Annotated in this window: 18 protein-coding genes; 16 read left to right on the top strand and 2 right to left on the bottom strand. The window is 50.3% G+C overall.

Annotated elements, in window-relative coordinates:
• The first annotated feature begins 29 nt into the window (after positions 1–29).
• The 11 genes from F463_RS0100625 (at position 30) to F463_RS0100575 (ending at position 12,121) form a co-directional block, all read left to right on the top strand.
• The gene (locus F463_RS0100625) at positions 30–1,619 is read left to right on the top strand and encodes a protein adenylyltransferase SelO (RefSeq protein WP_018985096.1); all 1,590 of its coding nucleotides are present in this window, start codon (positions 30–32) and stop codon (positions 1,617–1,619) included.
• Positions 1,620–1,627: 8 nt separating this feature from the next.
• Positions 1,628–2,101 (top strand): Fur family transcriptional regulator, encoded by a 474-nt coding sequence (locus F463_RS0100620; RefSeq protein ID WP_018985095.1) that lies wholly within the window; start codon positions 1,628–1,630, stop codon positions 2,099–2,101.
• 123 nt (positions 2,102–2,224) lie between these two features.
• On the top strand, positions 2,225–2,644 hold the full coding sequence (locus F463_RS0100615) for a thiol-disulfide oxidoreductase DCC family protein (protein ID WP_018985094.1): 420 nt from the start codon (positions 2,225–2,227) through the stop codon (positions 2,642–2,644).
• A 228-nt stretch (positions 2,645–2,872) separates the two neighbouring features.
• Entirely contained in the window at positions 2,873–3,664 is a 792-nt protein-coding gene (locus tag F463_RS0100610; RefSeq protein ID WP_033412977.1) for a ZIP family metal transporter, read from the top strand.
• Complete coding sequence (locus F463_RS0100605; protein ID WP_018985092.1) at positions 3,661–4,641, top strand: CobW family GTP-binding protein; 981 nt, start codon at positions 3,661–3,663, stop codon at positions 4,639–4,641. Before F463_RS0100610 ends, F463_RS0100605 begins: the two co-directional genes overlap by 4 nt.
• Positions 4,629–5,885, top strand: a complete 1,257-nt coding sequence (zigA, locus tag F463_RS0100600) for a zinc metallochaperone GTPase ZigA (RefSeq protein WP_018985091.1) — start codon at positions 4,629–4,631, stop codon at positions 5,883–5,885. The genes F463_RS0100605 and zigA overlap by 13 nt, the downstream gene beginning before the upstream one ends.
• A gap of 2 nt (positions 5,886–5,887) precedes the next feature.
• The gene (locus F463_RS0100595) at positions 5,888–6,562 is read left to right on the top strand and encodes a DUF1826 domain-containing protein (RefSeq protein ID WP_018985090.1); all 675 of its coding nucleotides are present in this window, start codon (positions 5,888–5,890) and stop codon (positions 6,560–6,562) included.
• A gap of 120 nt (positions 6,563–6,682) precedes the next feature.
• Complete coding sequence (locus F463_RS0100590) at positions 6,683–8,728, top strand: TonB-dependent receptor (RefSeq protein WP_018985089.1); 2,046 nt, start codon at positions 6,683–6,685, stop codon at positions 8,726–8,728.
• Positions 8,728–9,438 carry an ATP-binding cassette domain-containing protein gene (locus tag F463_RS0100585; protein WP_018985088.1) on the top strand — a complete coding sequence of 237 codons (711 nt, stop codon included), beginning with the start codon at positions 8,728–8,730 and terminating at the stop codon, positions 9,436–9,438. The genes F463_RS0100590 and F463_RS0100585 overlap by 1 nt, the downstream gene beginning before the upstream one ends.
• Positions 9,435–10,841, top strand: coding sequence for a DUF3526 domain-containing protein (locus F463_RS0100580; protein ID WP_018985087.1), 1,407 nt, complete (start codon positions 9,435–9,437; stop codon positions 10,839–10,841). Before F463_RS0100585 ends, F463_RS0100580 begins: the two co-directional genes overlap by 4 nt.
• An 80-nt stretch (positions 10,842–10,921) precedes the next feature.
• Positions 10,922–12,121, top strand: a complete 1,200-nt coding sequence (locus tag F463_RS0100575) for a DUF3526 domain-containing protein (protein WP_245545089.1) — start codon at positions 10,922–10,924, stop codon at positions 12,119–12,121.
• 10 nt (positions 12,122–12,131) lie between these two features.
• Here the strand turns inward: F463_RS0100575 and F463_RS0100570 are convergent, their stop codons facing one another.
• Positions 12,132–13,184 (bottom strand): M14 family metallopeptidase, encoded by a 1,053-nt coding sequence (locus F463_RS0100570; protein WP_018985085.1) that lies wholly within the window; start codon positions 13,182–13,184, stop codon positions 12,132–12,134.
• A 215-nt stretch (positions 13,185–13,399) separates the two neighbouring features.
• On the opposite strand from F463_RS0100570, the gene pqqA reads away from it, so the two are divergent.
• The 3 genes from pqqA to F463_RS0100560 all read left to right on the top strand — a co-directional run bounded on the left by pqqA (position 13,400) and on the right by F463_RS0100560 (position 14,855).
• Positions 13,400–13,471: a pyrroloquinoline quinone precursor peptide PqqA gene (gene pqqA / locus F463_RS15225; RefSeq protein WP_081624291.1), complete on the top strand. Its 72-nt coding sequence runs from the start codon at positions 13,400–13,402 to the stop codon at positions 13,469–13,471.
• Between the two features lie 198 nt (positions 13,472–13,669).
• Entirely contained in the window at positions 13,670–13,984 is a 315-nt protein-coding gene (locus F463_RS0100565; RefSeq protein WP_018985084.1) for a hypothetical protein, read from the top strand.
• A 175-nt stretch (positions 13,985–14,159) separates the two neighbouring features.
• Positions 14,160–14,855 carry an OmpW/AlkL family protein gene (locus F463_RS0100560; protein ID WP_018985083.1) on the top strand — a complete coding sequence of 232 codons (696 nt, stop codon included), beginning with the start codon at positions 14,160–14,162 and terminating at the stop codon, positions 14,853–14,855.
• A gap of 103 nt (positions 14,856–14,958) precedes the next feature.
• On the opposite strand, the gene F463_RS0100555 is transcribed toward F463_RS0100560, so the two are convergent.
• Complete coding sequence (locus F463_RS0100555; protein ID WP_018985082.1) at positions 14,959–15,792, bottom strand: class I SAM-dependent methyltransferase; 834 nt, start codon at positions 15,790–15,792, stop codon at positions 14,959–14,961.
• Between the two features lie 257 nt (positions 15,793–16,049).
• On the opposite strand from F463_RS0100555, the gene F463_RS0100550 reads away from it, so the two are divergent.
• Both F463_RS0100550 and ylqF read left to right on the top strand, forming a co-directional pair.
• The gene (locus F463_RS0100550) at positions 16,050–17,117 is read left to right on the top strand and encodes a DUF481 domain-containing protein (RefSeq protein ID WP_154649998.1); all 1,068 of its coding nucleotides are present in this window, start codon (positions 16,050–16,052) and stop codon (positions 17,115–17,117) included.
• Positions 17,118–17,262: 145 nt separating this feature from the next.
• Positions 17,263–18,195 (top strand): ribosome biogenesis GTPase YlqF, encoded by a 933-nt coding sequence (gene ylqF, locus F463_RS0100545; protein ID WP_018985080.1) that lies wholly within the window; start codon positions 17,263–17,265, stop codon positions 18,193–18,195.
• Positions 18,196–18,203: the final 8 nt, after the last annotated feature.

Here is an 18,203-nt window from a genome sequence, read left to right as displayed (position 1 = left end):
CTTTAAGCGGCGAGACCGACTAAAATAACATGATGAAGCCGCTTAATTTTGATAACCGTTTTGTCCGAGAACTACCGGGCGACCTTATCCGCCACAACTACACCAGACAAGTCAGTGACTGCTTGTGGTCTGCTGTACAACCGACACCCGTTAAAGATCCGCAACTGATCGCTTACAGCGCAGAAGTGGCCGACATGCTGGGCCTCACAGCCGCCGACTTGCAAGACCGCGAACTGATAGAAACACTGGGCGGCAATGGCATGCTGGACGGCATGTTTACCTATGCCACCCGCTACGGCGGCCACCAGTTTGGGCACTGGGCTGGTCAACTGGGCGATGGGCGGGCGATTTACCTCGGTGAACTGGTGCATGGCGGAAAACGTTTTGAGTTACAGCTCAAGGGCGCTGGCGAAACCCCCTACTCACGTTCAGCCGATGGCCGCGCGGTATTGCGCTCCAGCCTGCGCGAATTTTTATGCTCGGAAGCCATGCACCATCTGGGCGTACCAACCACGCGAGCCTTGAGCCTGGTCACCACTGGCGACCAAGTCGTCCGTGATATGTTTTACAACGGCAATCCGCAGCTCGAACCAGGCGCGATTGTCTGCCGCGTGGCGCCCTCATTCACGCGCTTTGGGCATTTTGAACTGCTTGCCAGTCGCGAAGAGCTTGGGCTGTTAAAACGCCTGATTGGCTTTACGCTGGACCGCGATTTTGCCGACTGGTGGCCTTCCACCGGCCTGCAGCTGGATGTCAACAATCCTGCCCCCGAACTGATTGAAGCCTGGTTTGAAGAAGTGTGCGCCCGTACGGCAGTGATGATCGCGCACTGGATGCGCGTGGGATTTGTCCACGGCGTGATGAATACCGACAATATGTCTATCCTCGGCCTGACGATTGACTACGGCCCGTATGGCTGGATAGACAATTTTGATCCTGGCTGGACACCCAACACGACGGATGCCCAAGGAAGGCGCTATTGCTTTGGCCGCCAACCCGATATTGCACGCTGGAATCTTGAACGGCTCGCAGAAGCTTTAAGTACTATCCTGCCCTCGCAACAAGGCCTTGAAGACGGATTAGCTACCTATGACCAGACTTACTTCCGCGCCCTCACCACTAACCTCGCTGACAAGTTTGGCTTTGAACGCTGGCAGGAGGGGGATGGCGAGCTCATCAACCAGATTTTTGAGATCATGACCCGTGCCGAAATTGACCAGACACTATTTTTTACCCACCTTGCGCAGATTGACCTGCAACAGCCGCAAGTGAGCACGCTGCAAAACGCTTTTTACACGCAAAAAGGCTGGCAAGATTTTAACCAGGATATCCAGGCCTGGCTCATGACTTATTGCCAACGCCTGGCGCAATCCCAGCAATCATTAGAGCAACGCCAGCACCGCATGGCTGCCGCCAATCCGGTCTATGTGCTGCGCAATTACCTGGCGCAAGAAGCCATTAATTTAGCCACAACTGGCGACAATAGCCGCCTGCTGGAGTTACTGGAAGTATTACGCCACCCGTATACCCTGCAGCCTGGCAAAGAAAAGTTTGCGGAAAAGCGCCCCAACTGGGCAAGACAAAAGGCGGGTTGCTCCATGCTGTCGTGTAGTTCATAATTTTAGCCATGGTTACCGCTGAACAATTGATGATAGAAGCCGGGTTACGCCCTACACAAGCACGAACGGCCGTGCTCACGACGCTGATCAACTCGCATACCGCCTTAAGTCAGCCTGAAATCCTCAACGCCTTGCAAGGCGTGAAAGAAATTGACCGGGTCACGGTGTATCGCGTCCTCGACTGGTTGCAGGAAAATGCCCTCATCCACAAAATATCCACCGAAGACCGTGCATGGAAATACCAGTTAAACAGCCCAAAACGTAGTTTTAAAACGCCGAGCAGCTCCTCTCCGGGCATGCTTAACAACCACGGCCACGCCCACCTGCTCTGCCAGTCCTGCGGCACCGTGTTATGCATACACGAACTCGCTGCACATATTCCACAAGCGATTTTTGATACTTATCAGGTGTCAAATATTGAGATTAGCTTGAAGGGATTGTGTCCGGATTGCCAGAAAACAACTGCAGTCGTACACGCTTAACCTGCTGGTGTTGTAGACGCAATGAGCACGCGAACTTGCGTGATTTTTGATGCTCATAAGTGAGTGGATTCAAGGGCTAAGACCAGCGCTTTAATCTAGCAGAATTCCTTTGAGAACTTAATCATGCGCTCAGAAATTACCTTTCCGCTGACCATTTATTACGATGCATCCTGTCCCTTGTGTCGGACTGAAATGGAGACGCTGAAGCAAGCTGATGATACAAACCAGTTAATACTGGTCGACTGTTCACAAACTGCAATGCAGTTACCCGACAGTTGCCCAGTCACGCGTGACGCCCTGATGAACAGGATTCATGCGCAAGACGCCATGGGACGCTGGATCAATGGTGTCGATGTGTTTGCCGCGGCATACACCGTGACAGGCTTCACAAAGATTGGCAAACTCTGGTCCAGTCGAATATTAAGGCCCTTGCTTAGCCGAACCTATCCGTGGGTGGCAGACCATAGACAGTGGCTTAGCAAAACGCCCCTACCCTGGATCATGCATAAACTTATTTCTAGAAAAGTTGCCAAGAGAGGTTAGTTCGCCGAATCGAATACTGTCGTTATTTTTTAGCCCTCTCAATCTAAATCTTAAATTTTCATATCCTGCCAACGTAAGTCTATCCTAATGACAAGCTTACGCTCGGACAATGCTATTGATCTGAGACACTCTAATTCACAAAATCTTAACTAATCATAATTGCAACATTGTTGCAATTAAATCCCTCAACCTTTAAAATGCAACAAAATTGCATTTTAAAGTTCAAGCATGTTATTCCCCAGTTTAATGCTGGCTTGTACCGCCGGTGGTGTGGTTTCGGTACTGATCGCCGGCTGGTTATCCAATACCCTGTTCGCCAATCATGCGCGACGCATGGTGGCATTTGCCGTTGGTGTTCTTCTCGGGTTTGCTTTCACGGATTTATTACCGGAAGCCTTAAATCAAGGCATCAACCTAACCAACGCAGGCTGGATGCTGGTAGCCGGGATGTTGTTGTTTTTCATTCTGGAGAAGCTGGCATTGTGGCGGCATTTCCATCATGCGGACACTGCACCTGTTTCTACACATCCTGCAAAACATCAGTCTGGTGGCCAAGTGGCCATTATTCTGCTGGGCGATGGCATCCATAATTTTGTCGATGGCATCTTGCTGGCGGCCAGTTTCCTGACAGATATCAAGTTGGGCTGGGTGACAGCGTTTGCGATTGTCGCGCATGAAATCCCGCAAGAGATTTCAGATTTTATGGTGTTGATCAATGCTGGCTTGAGTAAATCCCGTGCGCTCCTGCTCAATATGCTCTCGGGCTCGGCCATGATTTTGGGTGGCTTGGTTGGCTGGTTGAGTTTTACCCATATCGCTCCGTTGATTCCCTACGCCTTGTTACTGGCCGCGGCCAGTTTTATCTACATCGCCCTGGCAGACTTAGTGCCAACGCTGCAAACGCAATATCGCCCGCAGGATTTACTGGTGCAATGCCTGTTGATTGCTTGTGGTCTCGGCGTGGCCTGGATTTCACCGTTTATTCAGCAACAGATCATTACACTTTGGGGAACCGCATGACGCAAGCCACACCCAGAATACCCGTCACAATTTTGACCGGCTTTTTAGGCGCAGGTAAAACCACCCTGCTTAACCGCATTCTGCAAGAACAACACGGCCAGCGCATTGCCGTGATTGAAAATGAGTTTGGAGAGAGCGGCATAGACGGCGAGCTGTTGTTTCAGGGTGACGAGCAAATCGTGGAAATGAATAACGGTTGCATATGCTGCACCGTGCGTGGCGACCTGGTGCGTATACTGGGCGATCTGGCGCAAAAACGTGCAGCACAGGAAATTAGCTTTGACCGCGTGATTATCGAAACCACGGGCCTGGCTGACCCGGCGCCCGTCGCACAAACTTTTTTTGTCGAAGATGTCGTCTATGCCAACTACCACCTGGATGCCATTATCACGGTGGTGGATGCGGTGCATGCCATGCAGCAACTGGATGCGCACCATGAGGCGCAAGAGCAAGTCGGGTTTGCTGACCGTATTCTGTTGTCAAAAACGGATCTGGTCACGCCAGAAGCAGTGAGCGCGCTCTCGGCAAGGCTGCATAACATCAACTCCCGGGCCACCATTCACAGCGTGCATTTTGGCCAAACCGACCTCAGGCAGATTCTGGATATTGATGGTTTTTCACTAGATGCCATCCTGGAAATCGAACCAGACTTTTTGCGTGATGTGAGTCATGAGCATGATGACGACGTCACCTCGTTTGTGTTTAGTAGCGAGCGGCCATTTGACCTGCAAAAACTGGAAATCTTTCTCGAAACCATGATCAATGATTACGGCCCGCAGCTACTGCGTTACAAAGGCATTGTGCATGCCTACAACGATCCACAACGCATTGTTTTTCAAGGCGTACACATGCTCATGAGTGGTGACCATACCACGCAATGGCAGCCTGATGAGCGCAAAGTGTCTACGCTGGTATTTATAGGTACCGACCTCCCTAAAGAACTTTTCACGCAAGGACTCAATTTATGTCTGGTTTAAGCGCTTCTAGTCTCAAAAAACTCCCTGTCACCGTACTCTCCGGCTTTTTGGGCGCGGGGAAAACCACGCTGTTGAATCATGTACTCAATAACCGCGAAGGCAAGCGTGTCGCGGTGATCGTCAACGACATGTCTGAAGTCAATATCGATGCCCAGCTGGTACGCGACGGCGGGGCCGAGCTATCACGCCAGGAAGAAAAACTGGTCGAAATGAGCAACGGCTGCATTTGCTGCACCTTGCGAGAAGACCTGCTGGTCGAGATCACCCGCCTGGCCAAGGAAAACCGTTTTGATTACCTACTGATTGAAACCACCGGTATCTCGGAGCCCTTACCGATTGCCGAAACCTTCACGTTTGCCGATGAAGAAGGCGTGTCTCTTGCTGACGTGGCACAACTCGATACCATGGTCACAGTGGTGGATGGCTACAATTTTCTCAAGGACTACAGCTCACAGGAAAGCCTGACTGACAGAGGAGAATCCCTGGGCGAAGCAGACGAACGTACCGTGGTTGACCTGCTGGTCGACCAGATTGAATTTTGCGATGTGCTGGTGTTGAACAAGACCGATTTGATGACGCTGGAGGAAATTGCCAGGCTGGAAGGCATCCTCAAAACGCTTAACCCGCGTGCACACATCCTGCACAGCAGTTTTGGCAAGGTGCCGTTAGACCGCATCATGCACACTGGCCTGTTTGACTTCGACCAGGCTGCTGAAGCACCAGGCTGGCTCCAAGAGCTACGCGGCGAGCATGTACCAGAAACCGAGGAATATGGCATCTCAAGCTTTGTTTACCGTTCACGCATCCCGTTTCATCCGCAACGTTTATGGCAATGGCTGAATAGCGAATGGCCAGGCGTAATCCGCTCCAAAGGCCGCTACTGGATTGCCTCGCGCCCGGAGTTTTGCGCCATGTGGTCACAGGCCGGAGCGGTCACGCGCACCGAGCTGGCGGGTATCTGGTGGGCGGCCACCCCCGCAATACATTGGCCCCAGGATGAAGAAAGTCTGCAACATATTCGTTCGCGCATGCAAGCTCCTTATGGTGATCGCCAGCAGGAGCTGGTCATCATCGGCATGCAGATGGACAAAGCTGCACTAACGGCTAAATTTGATGCCTGCCTGCTCACGGAAAGTGAGCTTGCACAAGGGATGGAAGCCTGGCGCAAGCTGCCAGATCCATTCCCACACTGGTCAGTGAATCTACAGGATGAAGACGAGGCTGCGCTGGAGGAGGTAGTTTAATCATGTTGACCAGCCTCCCCTCACCCACCAGCCAAGCGTCTGTCGCTACTGTTTGGCCAGACTTTAATCCTATGGATTTACTGTCTATTTTTGAGCCTGCACAGCAGATCACGGTGGTACCCCGGCCTGAGCAACCAGCTTTAACACACTACTTGCAACAGGTAAGCGCAAAAATGGCAGGTGGCTTCAGGCTAACACTGCCCCCTGAGCAGGCAAGCCCAGACATGCTGGATCATCAATGGCGATTACCGGAAGCGGCAGGAAAAATGGCCTTGTTGACTGATATCTGCCAATTAGTCCAGCTATATGCCGACCTCATGGATTGCCCGCAGGTAGGCCTCCGACTCGAAGTGCTCACACAAGCCATGTGTCCCAGGTTTCATATTGATCGCACCGGCATCCGGCTACTTTGTACCTACACTGGCCCGGGGACTGAGTGGTTGGAGGACGCCTTTTGCAATAGAGCAGCTTTGAAACACACCCATGCAACGCTTGAAGCCTTTCATTCAGCGCTTATTCTGCATCCGCAAGGCTTGCGGCAGGCCTCGCAACATGCGCTTGTATTGTTGAAAGGTAGCCGTTGGCAAGGTAATGATCACGCCGGAGTGATTCACCGCTCGCCGCAGATCCCGCCGGGCGTCACACGCGTAGTCCTGGCACTGGATACGATTTGGTAGGAAGTCTCTCTGAGTAAGCTTAATATCTTCGCAGTTAACAAGCTCAAATTGCTGCTAGAGCGAGGATTCCGGAAAAATTTTTAATATTTTTTTACGAGACATTTATAGGGAAGAAACATCATGATGCATAAAAAAACGATTGCCAGCTTGCTGGCAATGATGGTGTTGCCGGCAACTCAAGTGTATGCCGAAGACGCCATTGCGTTAAAAAAAACCAATAAAAGCAATGCAAATCAAACGGATGAAACGGCAGTCAGCGTGGAGCTGGATAGTGTCGTTGTTCTCGGTAAAAAAGAACAAGTGACCACGACAGACAAAGGGCTGGCAGGCTCTGTCGATGTCATCACACGCGAAGAGCTGGAATATGAACATGTGACCGATACGCTGGAGCTGTTTAGCAAAACGCCTGGTGTCGTCTTGTCACGCTACAGTCAGGGCATCGTTAACACCGAAGTCTCTATCCGCGGCTTTAGTGGTGACGGCGAAACACCTAATGCCAAAGTGCTGGTAGATGGCATTCCTTCCAACCTGTTTTCAGGCTTGAGCGAGCTCGATTATTTATTCCCAACCAATATCCAGAGTGCTCAGGTATTTAAGGGCACCAGCGATGCCACCACTGGCCTATTTGCGACCGCGGGCAACTACAAGATAGAAACGCGCAAAGACGTGGGCAAACAATTGCAGTTTGGCTATGGCAGTTTTCAAACCCGCGAAATGCAGGGCTATTATGGCGAAAAGCAAGGCAATTTTACGCAGAACTATGCGATTGGCTATCGCAAAGGCAACGGTTTCCGCGATCATACAGTGAACGAAAAAATTGCCTTGTCCGGACGCTGGCAAATGGATTTTGAGCAGTCTAGTCTGGCGTTAAGTGCCAAGTATGGCAAATACAACTCGCCTGAAGCCCCAGGCTTTATGTCAAAACAGCAGGCGCGAGATGATCGCAGAGGCGTGGCTCCGAATGCACTGAATGATAGTGGCGAAAAAGAGTTCAAGCATTTAAGCCTGCATTATGACTACTTCTTTAACAACGATGTGGATTTAAGCCTGAAGACCTATTGGCAGAATTTTGATCGTGAACGCAGTGTGCGCTTTATTGGCTCGCCAGGGGTTGAGAATCGACAAGATGATCAAACCTCCACAGGATTGATTGCAAAATTAAATTGGAAAATCAATCCGCAATGGTCATTTGAAACAGGCTACGATATCGAGCATCAGGAAGTCAGTGAGTTTCGTCAGCGGTTAACCACCATCCGCCGCGACGCAGAATACGACTTTACGGCACAAGGTGTTTACGCAAAGGTTGAGAATACCCCGTTAGACTGGCTACGCTGGAATATGGCTTATCGCGTTGACCGACTTAGCAGTGCCCCCAAAAATCGTTTTGTGAATAACGGAACGACTTTAGTCACCACATTGCTGGATGACCAAACGATAGTACAACCTAAATTCAATGTATTTGCTAATTTGAGTGAGCAACAAACCCTGTTTGCGAACGCTGGAAGAAGCTTCCAGACGCCTACCGGAACTGATTTGAATACGCGTGGCGGTACGGTGCCGGTGGATGTAGCCATCAATGACGGCTGGGAAATCGGTCTCAAAAGTGCATGGCATACTGATCTGAACACCCGCTTCTCATACTGGCAACAAAAGGCAGATGATGAATTCATCAATATTGACGGTACCCGCCGCTTGCTTGGCGCCACCCGCAGGCAAGGCGTCGACGCCAGCTTCGATTACAAACTCAATGATGCATTCAGCTTTTGGGGCAATGTTTCCAGGGTCTATGCCAAGATTGAAGAATCAAACGCTCAAAACCCTGAGTTCAGGGGAAACAACATTCGCAGCATCCCGTCCTACACTGCCTCACTGGGTCTGCAGTTTGTACCCAACGCAGACTGGATTGCCCGTATTCACATTGACAGCCAGGGCGACTACTACATCAATGAAAGTAATCGCGGTGGCAAATATGGCGGCTATACGCTCACCAATGCCAATATCGATTACAAAACCAGTTGGGGCCGTGTCAGCCTGTTAGCGAATAATATTTTTGATCGTTATTATGAGTATGTCTTCGATTTCAACTCAAACGGCAGTGCAGGAGGCGTTAACTTCGCCCCAGGTGCAGGCCGCAATTTCATGTTGACCGCTACATTGGACTACTGATGACATCCTTACTTTCTGTACAGCAGTTGAGCCTGCTATTTGCGGGTCGTTCCATCTTGAATCAGCTGAATTTAACCGTAGAAGCGGGTCATGTGGTCTCAGTATTGGGCAGTAATGGTGCCGGTAAATCGACCCTGCTAAAAAGTATTTTAGGCTTACATGACAGCGCCGAGCAAACAGGCAATATCCTGATTGCCGGGATTGATATGGCGCAGGACCGGCAGCGGGCGTTGTCCCACCTTGCCTATGTGCCTGAGCAACCTGCTGTCTACGGACATCTTTCAGCCATAGAGAATATCCGCTATTTCTTGAGTCTGAGCCATGTGGGCGAGCAAAAAGAGATTGCTACCTGCCTGACCCTGGCAGGCTTGCCGGAAACAGCCTGGCACCGGCCTTGCAGTGAATATTCCAAGGGCATGAAGCAAAAAGTGATGCTGGCATTTGCGCTGGCAAAGCAGGCAAAACTGCTGTTGCTGGATGAGCCTAACTCCGGGCTGGATCCCCAGGCGACCGAGGAGCTCAACCAGCTAATTGTTCAATGCAAGCAACGTGGCATGGGCGTGCTGGTCGTCACCCATGATGTCCTGTCAGCCATTGGCTTTTCTGACCGCTTACTAATGCTGACACATGGCCAGCTAGCGCCGATAGCGCTGGATCAGTCAACATTCACATTGGATCGCCTGCAGAGACTATATCAGGGGCAAGCATGACTTCACTGATCTGGAAAATCGCCTGCAATGAATGGTGCAGATTATGGCATGCGCGTGTGCCGGTGCTTTTGCTCATGGTGTTAGTGACGCTATGGGCGATTGCTGTACTTGCGGCGCATCATCACTGGCAAGACCATGCACGCACGGTGGATGAAGTCACGGCACGCAGTCAGCATGACTGGCAATCTCAACCGGACCGTCATCCGCATCGCGTCTCGCATTACGGCGATTTCGTCGCCAAGCCGGTACATCCACTCAGTGTGATCGAGCCTGGCATACTCGACCAGTCCGGTCATTTGGTTTATCTGGAAGCGCACCGCCTGAACAGTGCCAACTTTAACCCGGCGACCGAAGCCACCACGCTAGGACGTTTTTCATTGATGACGCCAGCCATGATCGTGCAATGGTGGATGCCGCTATTTTTGATCATGATTGCGTATGCCACCGTCACTTCTGACAAAATCACCGGCATTCTGGCTTTCATGCGTGGCAATGGCATCCCTGGCTGGGCAATTGCAGCAGGAAAATGGCTGGCACTATTTTTACCGCTACTGTTACTTTTGTGCCTGCAAGCACTGTTGACGTTAGCATGGAGTTGGCACAGCGAACAGCTGTCAGTCAGGTTATCCATCATGCTGCTGGCGCAATCGCTATACATCGCCAGCTGGTGCATGCTGGTTGTCACTGTGTCATGGTTCAGCAGGCAACTCCATGGCGCTTTACTGACCTTGCTGCTGGTTTGGGTATGCGTCTGTATTATTTTTCCGCGCGGACTGGCGAATCTGGCGCAGATTAATCATCCCACCCAGCCACGTGCCGAAGCCGAATATCATGCGGAAGCAAAACTAAAAACCATAGGGGATAGCCATAACCCAGACGACCCGCATTTCCTGGCCTTTAAACAGGGCATCCTCAACAAATACCAGGTCAGCCGGATCGAAGACTTGCCAGTCAACTACCAGGGCCTGCTCATGCAGGAAGGCGAACGCCTGACCACGGCCGTTTACCGGGAGCAACAGGCATTGCACGACGCACAACTGGCGAAACAGAATGAAAGTATCCGGCGCTGGTTATGGTTCACACCGGCATTGGCACTGCAATATATACAGATGGCAGGTAGCGGGAATGACCTGCCGCACCATCAGGACTTTATCCGGCAATCTGAAGCCCGGCGCTATCAATTAATCCAATACCTGAACCAGATCCATACGTTCAAAGTCCAGCAGCATGACGACAAGAACACGCGTCTTTCTGCAGACTTCTGGAAGAAAGCGCCTCGACCGCCAATCACCCTGCCCTCCCTCACCGTGAGCCAACCTAGCATCCTCGCTGGCTTCCTGGTGCTGTTCGGCTGGCTGTTGCTGCCAGGCATACTGCTTTTTAAAGTTTCCCACCGCTTATGAAACATGAATTGACCCTGCTGCTTAAGCAACGCAGCATTATTTCGTTGCTTTTTCTTAGCCTTTTGTTAACGGGGTTTAGCTTGTTTAACGGCTGGCAGAATATCAGTCACATCCACGCCCAGATCAACGAGGCCACACGGGCAGAAAATCTGCGCAAGCCGGATTTTTTCGAGCATCACAGCCATGAAGGACCGTCAGATAGTGATAAAACGATGGATGCAGGAGAGCTGGGTTACTACCTGTTCCACAATATTTATCATGCGCCTGGTGAATGGAGTTTTATTGCCCTGGGTAACCGTCTGGTCATTCCATCTGTGCAACGCATACGTTTACTGGGCTTGCAGGGCCAGCTCTATGATGGTGAGTCGCATCACCCAGAATATGTCATGCTGGGCAGCTTTGATTATGCCTTTTTGCTGGTATTTTTTGCCCCTTTGCTATGCATCGCCCTCATGCATGACCTCAAAGCCAGTGAACAACAGGCGCAGCGCTTGTTGTTCCTGCATAGCCAGGTCAAAGAGCCTCTTTATTTCTGGGGTAAACGCGTGTTATCGCGCTGGCTGCTCATCACACTCACCTTTGCGCTACCGGTGTTAGTGTTTGCCGGGCTTTATAAGCTTTCGCTGGCACCATTGTTACGCGTGCTGGCAATCACTGCACTCTACATTTTTTTCTGGGCCGTATTGTGCGCCGCCGTGAGCCTGCGTAAACGCGCGCTCAATGCCAACTTCAATGCCATGTTGCTGACCAGCATTTGGCTCATGCTCTGTGTTGTGCTGCCTAACCTTTCCCAGCTGTGGCTGCATTATCGTTACCCTGTGCAGGACGGTAGCCAGATCGCCTTGCAGCACCGTCAATGGGTGCATGGCGCTTGGGATTTACCAAAAGAAGACACGCTGAGGCCTTTCTATGCATTGTACCCACAGTGGAAAGACACACCGCCTGTCACAGGCCGTTTTCACTGGAAATGGTATTTCGCCTTTCAACATATGGCAGATGTCAAACTGCAACCTCAGATCGTTGAACGTGAACACACATTGATGCAACGCGATCGTGCGACGGGACTGCTGGCCTGGGTGTTACCAACAGTCTGGGTGCAACGCAACCTGGAAGAGATTGCGCAAAGCAATGTGACGCACTTGCTTGCACATAGAAAACGGATTGAGCGCTTTCATACCGCCTTGCGGCATGCTGCGTACCCGTTCTTGTTTGAAGAAAAACCATTGACCGAGCAAGATTTCCAGCACCTGCCAACCTTTGAATCAACGGGGTCTGATTGAACACTGATATTTATTGCGGCACGCCAATATCAGTGGTTGACTCGCCTTGGCGAATGGGCGGTGTTTCTTTTTGCATGAGCACCGTCCCTGCTACCGGTGCATGTAAAGTCTCCAATGGCTGGCCAAAGTAATTTTCTACTCGTCCCACCGCTTGCCCTGCAACCACGGTCTCACCGACCTTGACCAGCGGATAAAAAATGCCGGTCACCGTGCTGCGCACCTCCACTAGCTTGCGATAGAGCACCGGCTTTAACTTATGCGGCTCAGTGGCTGCATCCACAGCACTGCCGTTTACCGCTGACGCATCAAGCATCTCTAAATGACGCATGGCGTTCAGGCACGCCTTTACAATCAGGGCACTATCCTCAGCTGGGCGCTGCCCTAACTGTCCGACTTCCAGCGTCAGCCCTGGTTTGCCTCTGGTTTGCGCCGTATTCGGATAGGAAATGGAATGCGCAGGGTCATGGGGACGCTCGTCGTATAGCACAATCTGCGGTATGTCCAGTGATTTGGCAAATGCGAATGTTTTCTCATCCAGCTCGACCTGATGCATGACTGGAGAATACACATGAGGTAATAGCGTCTGGTTGGCACTGCCGGAGTGAATATCAATCAGATAATCGGTCTTGCTAATGATCTGCTCAGTCATAAAATAGGCAATCTGTTCGGTCAGTGTGCCATCCGCACGGCCAGGAAACTCACGATTGAGATTTTTCTCATCCACCGGACTCAGGGCAATTCTGCGCCCGTGGAAACCCTCCAGATTGGCTAGGTGTACCAAGACCAATGTGCCATGCAGTTGGTCAGGCCGTATGGTTTGGGCCAATTGCTGCAAAGCAAATATCGCTGGAAACTCGTCACCGTGAATCCCAGCAGTCAGTGTCAATACCGGGCCAGAAAATTGACCATGGATGACCGTGATCGGCAATGCCGTTTGTCCGACGGGCTGCATCCATGCTTGCACGGTTCCCGCCGACACGTGCTGGCCAATGCCAACAAATGGTGCTTGTGCAAATGCACCTGATAGATGAGAAATCATCATCATGATAACCAAGTAACGCATCACCTCTCCAGAATTGCAACATTGTTGCGAAAATCTGTCATTGTACATGAATCGCGATCATTTCAGACTGCATTAGCACCTCATCAAACTACGTAAAATCATGAGCTGATTTTACGTGATCGCTTCAGGTTTATTTTGAAACACGGGCGTATAGTAGAAGTCATACAAGCACATCAAACACGATGTGTTACTTGACAACCAAAAGGAGACCAATCATGTGGACTAAACCAGCTGCTACAGAAATGCGTTTTGGCTTTGAAGTGACAATGTACGTCATGAACAAATAATCAGTGATTGTGCTTATCACACGCTGAACCAAACCCGCCCCAAGGCGGGTTTTTTGTTGCCCGTTGCGATCTCTTATACGATCCTTTTTGTGATCAAGCCACAGGAACCTTCTATCCTTGAGGTTTACTAACTAATCGTCATTCGCCTTATAATTACGGCATTCTTTCGTCTGATGACGTTTTCTAACGGAGTATTAAATGCGTTTACAGTCTTTTCTAGTTCTATTATTGGCCACGATGCTGAGCCAGCCAGCATTTTCCCGTAATATCAGCAACGAGCAGGCTGAGGCTGCCAGCGCACGCGATGCCGTGGGTGATGCCATGAGTAAGCTCAGTGATCTCGAACAAAAAATCAAATCTCAAGAAGCGCTTGTCGCACGCGAGCAGGAACGCTTAAAGCAATACCAGTCTGAGAAAGCTCAGACCGAGAAGGACCTTGAAAACAAAAAAATGATTTTTGAGCAAAAATCCAAAGTGCTGGATGATGCCTGGAAACAACGTAACGCTTACTGATTCAGCCCCCCTCCGAAAAACCAGTTTTAGAACTGGTTTTTTTATGCCGCTAGGTGACATCGCTCCTGACGGCAATGTTTTTGAGAAATCAAGTCAAGTTGACTTGCGTCAATACCCCCTGGTGATTGCCAACCTACAATGCACACAAGTTCAATGCACTAATGGAGTGATCACAATGAAAAAAACCGCAATCAGTTTAATGTTGGCAGCGTTGTTGCCTGCCATGAATGTACAGGCAGAACAAGGCGATTGGGTAGTCCGCTTGCGTGCCACCAATGTCAAACCAAATGAAGACAGCAGCCTGGGTAAATACGTAAACCAAAATGTTGCTAACGTCATGACACCAAGCGCTGAACTCAAAGTGGACAGCAATACTATCCCTGAGCTTGATATCAGTTACTACTGGACCAAAAATATTGCTACGGAACTGATTCTGGCATTGGGCACAAAGCATGATGTCAAGATTAGTGGTGATAGTGCAGGGGTAGTTGGCAACCAGAATTTGGGCAGCATTGATGCCCTGCCACCGACGCTCACCGTACAATGGCACTTTAATCCAGACGCAACATTTGACCCTTATGTGGGTGCCGGCATCAATGCGACCTTTATGCTGGACCGCTATTTGAGAGGCTCAGCGGGCGCAATTAACGGTGAAAAAATCAGGATTGACCGTAGTAGTTTCGGCGCTGCGCTGCAGGCAGGGTTTGATATCAACCTGAAAGATGGCTGGCTCATCAACGCGGATGTGAAGCGTCTCTGGATTGACACAGATGTTGAACTGAATAGTGCGATCACTGGCCGCTGGACAAAAATTGACAAACTGGATATCGATCCATGGGTGATTAGTTTTGGTGTAGGCAAACGTTTCTAAACCCACTTTTAGTAAAGTCTCTTCCCTGGGGCAGTAATACGCTCCATTTACCTCTGATGCTACCCCAGCGTCAGAGGTTTTTTTATGGGGATTTAATCCACGGTCACTCGAAATTAAAACGCGACGACAAGCTAGTGAGATTCAGCTGCTCTAATAGTTGCTGGCCCCGCTCACGCGCACTCCGTTTGCGCTGTCCGGTATATTTGGCAATGATGAGTTCATTTTTCATGGAGTGCTCCCAGCCCACCAGCTCCGTGACGGTCACCTGGTAGCCTTGTGCTTCCAGCGCCAGGCAGCGCAAAACATTGGTCACCTGGCTACCGAACTCACGAGTATGGATAGGATGGCGCCACAACTCACTCAAAAACGTTTTAGAGAGAGTTTCAGCCTTGTGCTGGCGCATCACTTCAGCCACCTCGGCCTGGCAGCAAGGCACTAACACCATAAACTTTGCCTGCTTTTGCAAACCAAACTGGATTGCGTCATCTGTGGCGGTGTTACAAGCATGCAATGCAGTCACGATATCCACTGCTTCCGGTAATTTTTCTGACGCCATGGCCTCAGCCACGGTAAGGTGCTCAAATTGCATGCGGTCAAAACCACATTCCAGCGCCAGCTGGCGTGACTTTTCAATCAACTCGCCTCGGCTTTCAATGCCAATTACCTGGCCGCCCGCATGTTGCTTGAGCAATAAATCATACAAAATAAACCCGAGGTAAGACTTGCCTGCGCCATGGTCCACCAACACTGGTTGAGGCTGCTTCTCCATCACCACCTGCATCAATGGTTCGATGAAGTTGACCAAATGGTAGACTTGCTTGAGTTTGCGGCGACTGTCCTGGTTAAGTTTGCCATCACGCGTCAATATATGCAGTGCCTGCAATAACGGGAGGGATTGGCCAGGCTTCACTTCGGGTGGCAATTGTAGGTTGACCATGCGGATGAGTGCTTTAAAATACTAAATATGCAAGTTTAACATGTCGCCGAAACAGTATCGCTATGGCTGCCATGCCCTCCCCTGAAGCATTCTCGGGAACTCAAAGGCTGTTTTGAACATCTTGTTTATCATAGGCAGTTAAATCGATGCGCAATCAATGCAAATAAACACTGCCACTTTTGCAGCTATGTTGGCATATGCTGCATCAATCTGCTGCCTTGCAGCGCTGTTGTTTCAATCGTACCAGGGGAATTTTTATGCCTGACAGTTTAACCAAGCTGTTTCTTGTTTGTTCACGAATACACCTCAAAGCCGCCCAGTTTTTTATGCTCACGCTCTTCCTACTTACAAACTCAGTGGTTGCGGATACGGTATGGTTAAAAAATGGCGATAAAATCACCGGCACCTTGGGTGCCAAAATCTCCAACAAACTCAGCGTCAAAACCACTTATGCGGACGAAGTCAAAATCAACTGGAACGATATTCATAGCATAGATGCTGATAAACCCATTCTCATGCAATTGGCTGATGGCAGCATCGTCAACGGAAGGCTTGTACATGCCGAAGAAGGTCAGGTGATCCTGGATGAGGAAACCAATACCGTTTTGGTGGATACTGAGCTCAACGAGATTCGCTATATCAACCCCACTCGAGACCTCATAGGTGAAGGCTATGTCTGGACTGGTAACCTCAGCCTTGGCGGGGCTTTTAACAGTGGCAATAGCGACAACCGCAACATGCAATTCAATGGTGAGTCAGTCTTACGTGGTCTGGAAGATCGGTATACCGTCCAGGGTTTTTACTACTGGGCAGAGGATAATGGCAATCAGACACAGAATAACGCCCGCGTCCGCGGACAGTATGACCACTTTTTTACCAAAAAATGGTTTAGCTACCTCAACACCATCCAGGAAAAGGATCGCTTCAGGGATATCAAGCTACGTAGCCAGTACGGTGTGGGTACCGGTTATCAGATTTTTGAAGGGGACAAGCGTAACCTTTCACTGGAAGGCGGTTTAACCTGGATCGAGCAGGATTATTATGAAGACACGGACGAAAACCATCTCGCATTGCGTTGGGCGGTGAACTATAACCAGTATTTGTTTGACTCTTTTGTACAGGCATTCCATCGCCACGAAGTGTTGTATACACCCAGATCGCCCTCGCAAGTCCTGGTCTATAGCTCCACGGGTTTACGCTTTCCCTTTATTTTTGGCCTGAGTGCGTCCACCCAGGTAGACTATAACTATGATAGTCGCCCTGTGGATGACCGCAAAAAAGGCGACACGCGCGCGCTCTTCACTCTTGGTTACAGCTGGAAATAAGCAGCAACCTCTGGCATTTAGAGAGTTTTCGCTTAAATGTTAAAATAATGCCTTGATTGTGTGCGTGCTTCTGAATTAGTGCTTACACAATCCAGGTACGGAGACATTGATACCGTATTTTTTGAGTTGAGCATGGAGCAAAAATATGGCGATACAATGGTTTCCGGGGCATATGACCTCTGCCCGCAAAAAGGCAGAAGAAACACTGGAGCATATTGACGTTGTGATAGAAGTACTGGATGCACGAATCCCCGCAGCCAGTCATAACCCCATGATTGAGGAAATGCGCAATTTCCGCCAGCGCCCCAACCTTAAAATTCTCAACAAAGCTGATTTGGCCGACCCTCAAGTTACCCAGGCCTGGTTGAATTACTTTAACAGCCAGCCCAATACCAAAGCGGTCGCCCTCTCCTGCAAAAAACCGGGCGATGCCAAGAAAATTCCTGGTTTGTGCCGGCAACTGGCGCCCCACCGCGGCACCCCCTTAAAACCATTACGCATGATGATCATGGGCATTCCCAATGTTGGCAAATCCACATTGATGAATGCCCTGCTTAATCGTCGCGCTGCCAAGGTCGGCGACGAACCGGCGGTGACCAAAAGCCAGCAGCGCTTTGACCTCAGCGACAGCCTCAATATTACGGATACGCCAGGGATGATGTGGCCAAAAATCGAACATGAATCGGATGGCTATCTGCTGGCTGCCAGTCATGCCATTGGCCGCAATGCCGTGATTGATGAAGATGTGGCCGAATTCCTGGGCAACCTGTTGCTTAAACAATACCCTGCGCTGATGAATACGCGTTACAAACTGGATGCCATGAAGCTGGATGTGAATAGCATAGATGGTATTGACCTGCTGGAAGCCATTGCCAAACGCCGCAGTTACAAACGTAACGATGGTGAATGGGATATGGAACGCACGGCCATGGCCCTCCTCACGGACTATCGGAGTGGAGCGATTGGCCGGGTTAGCCTGGAGTCTCCGCAGAGCAGGGCTGAGATGCTGGCACTCGCGGCAGAAAATACGGCTAAAAAAACAGAAGAGCAGGCGCAACCAGAAGCCGATACACTTTAAACGGCTTT

This window comes from Methylophilus methylotrophus DSM 46235 = ATCC 53528 (assembly GCF_000378225.1).
GTDB lineage: Bacteria > Pseudomonadota > Gammaproteobacteria > Burkholderiales > Methylophilaceae > Methylophilus > Methylophilus methylotrophus.
This window is presented reverse-complemented; position numbering and strand designations above follow the sequence as displayed.

Excerpts from the sequence above, each read along its gene's own strand:
- F463_RS0100580 (WP_018985087.1), top strand. The coding sequence starts at position 9,435 with ATGACTTCACTGATCTGGAAAATCGCCTGCAATGAATGGTGCAGATTA.
- F463_RS0100625 (WP_018985096.1), top strand. The coding sequence starts at position 30 with ATGATGAAGCCGCTTAATTTTGATAACCGTTTTGTCCGAGAACTACCG.
- F463_RS0100555 (WP_018985082.1), bottom strand. The coding sequence starts at position 15,792 with ATGGTCAACCTACAATTGCCACCCGAAGTGAAGCCTGGCCAATCCCTC.
- F463_RS0100570 (WP_018985085.1), bottom strand. The coding sequence starts at position 13,184 with ATGCGTTACTTGGTTATCATGATGATGATTTCTCATCTATCAGGTGCA.
- F463_RS0100605 (WP_018985092.1), top strand. The coding sequence starts at position 3,661 with ATGACGCAAGCCACACCCAGAATACCCGTCACAATTTTGACCGGCTTT.
- zigA (WP_018985091.1), top strand. The coding sequence starts at position 4,629 with ATGTCTGGTTTAAGCGCTTCTAGTCTCAAAAAACTCCCTGTCACCGTA.
- F463_RS0100585 (WP_018985088.1), top strand. The coding sequence starts at position 8,728 with ATGACATCCTTACTTTCTGTACAGCAGTTGAGCCTGCTATTTGCGGGT.
- ylqF (WP_018985080.1), top strand. The coding sequence starts at position 17,263 with ATGGCGATACAATGGTTTCCGGGGCATATGACCTCTGCCCGCAAAAAG.
- F463_RS0100610 (WP_033412977.1), top strand. The coding sequence starts at position 2,873 with ATGTTATTCCCCAGTTTAATGCTGGCTTGTACCGCCGGTGGTGTGGTT.
- F463_RS0100595 (WP_018985090.1), top strand. The coding sequence starts at position 5,888 with ATGTTGACCAGCCTCCCCTCACCCACCAGCCAAGCGTCTGTCGCTACT.
- F463_RS0100620 (WP_018985095.1), top strand. The coding sequence starts at position 1,628 with ATGGTTACCGCTGAACAATTGATGATAGAAGCCGGGTTACGCCCTACA.
- F463_RS0100590 (WP_018985089.1), top strand. The coding sequence starts at position 6,683 with ATGATGCATAAAAAAACGATTGCCAGCTTGCTGGCAATGATGGTGTTG.
- F463_RS0100565 (WP_018985084.1), top strand. The coding sequence starts at position 13,670 with ATGCGTTTACAGTCTTTTCTAGTTCTATTATTGGCCACGATGCTGAGC.
- F463_RS0100550 (WP_154649998.1), top strand. The coding sequence starts at position 16,050 with ATGCCTGACAGTTTAACCAAGCTGTTTCTTGTTTGTTCACGAATACAC.
- F463_RS0100615 (WP_018985094.1), top strand. The coding sequence starts at position 2,225 with ATGCGCTCAGAAATTACCTTTCCGCTGACCATTTATTACGATGCATCC.
- F463_RS0100560 (WP_018985083.1), top strand. The coding sequence starts at position 14,160 with ATGAAAAAAACCGCAATCAGTTTAATGTTGGCAGCGTTGTTGCCTGCC.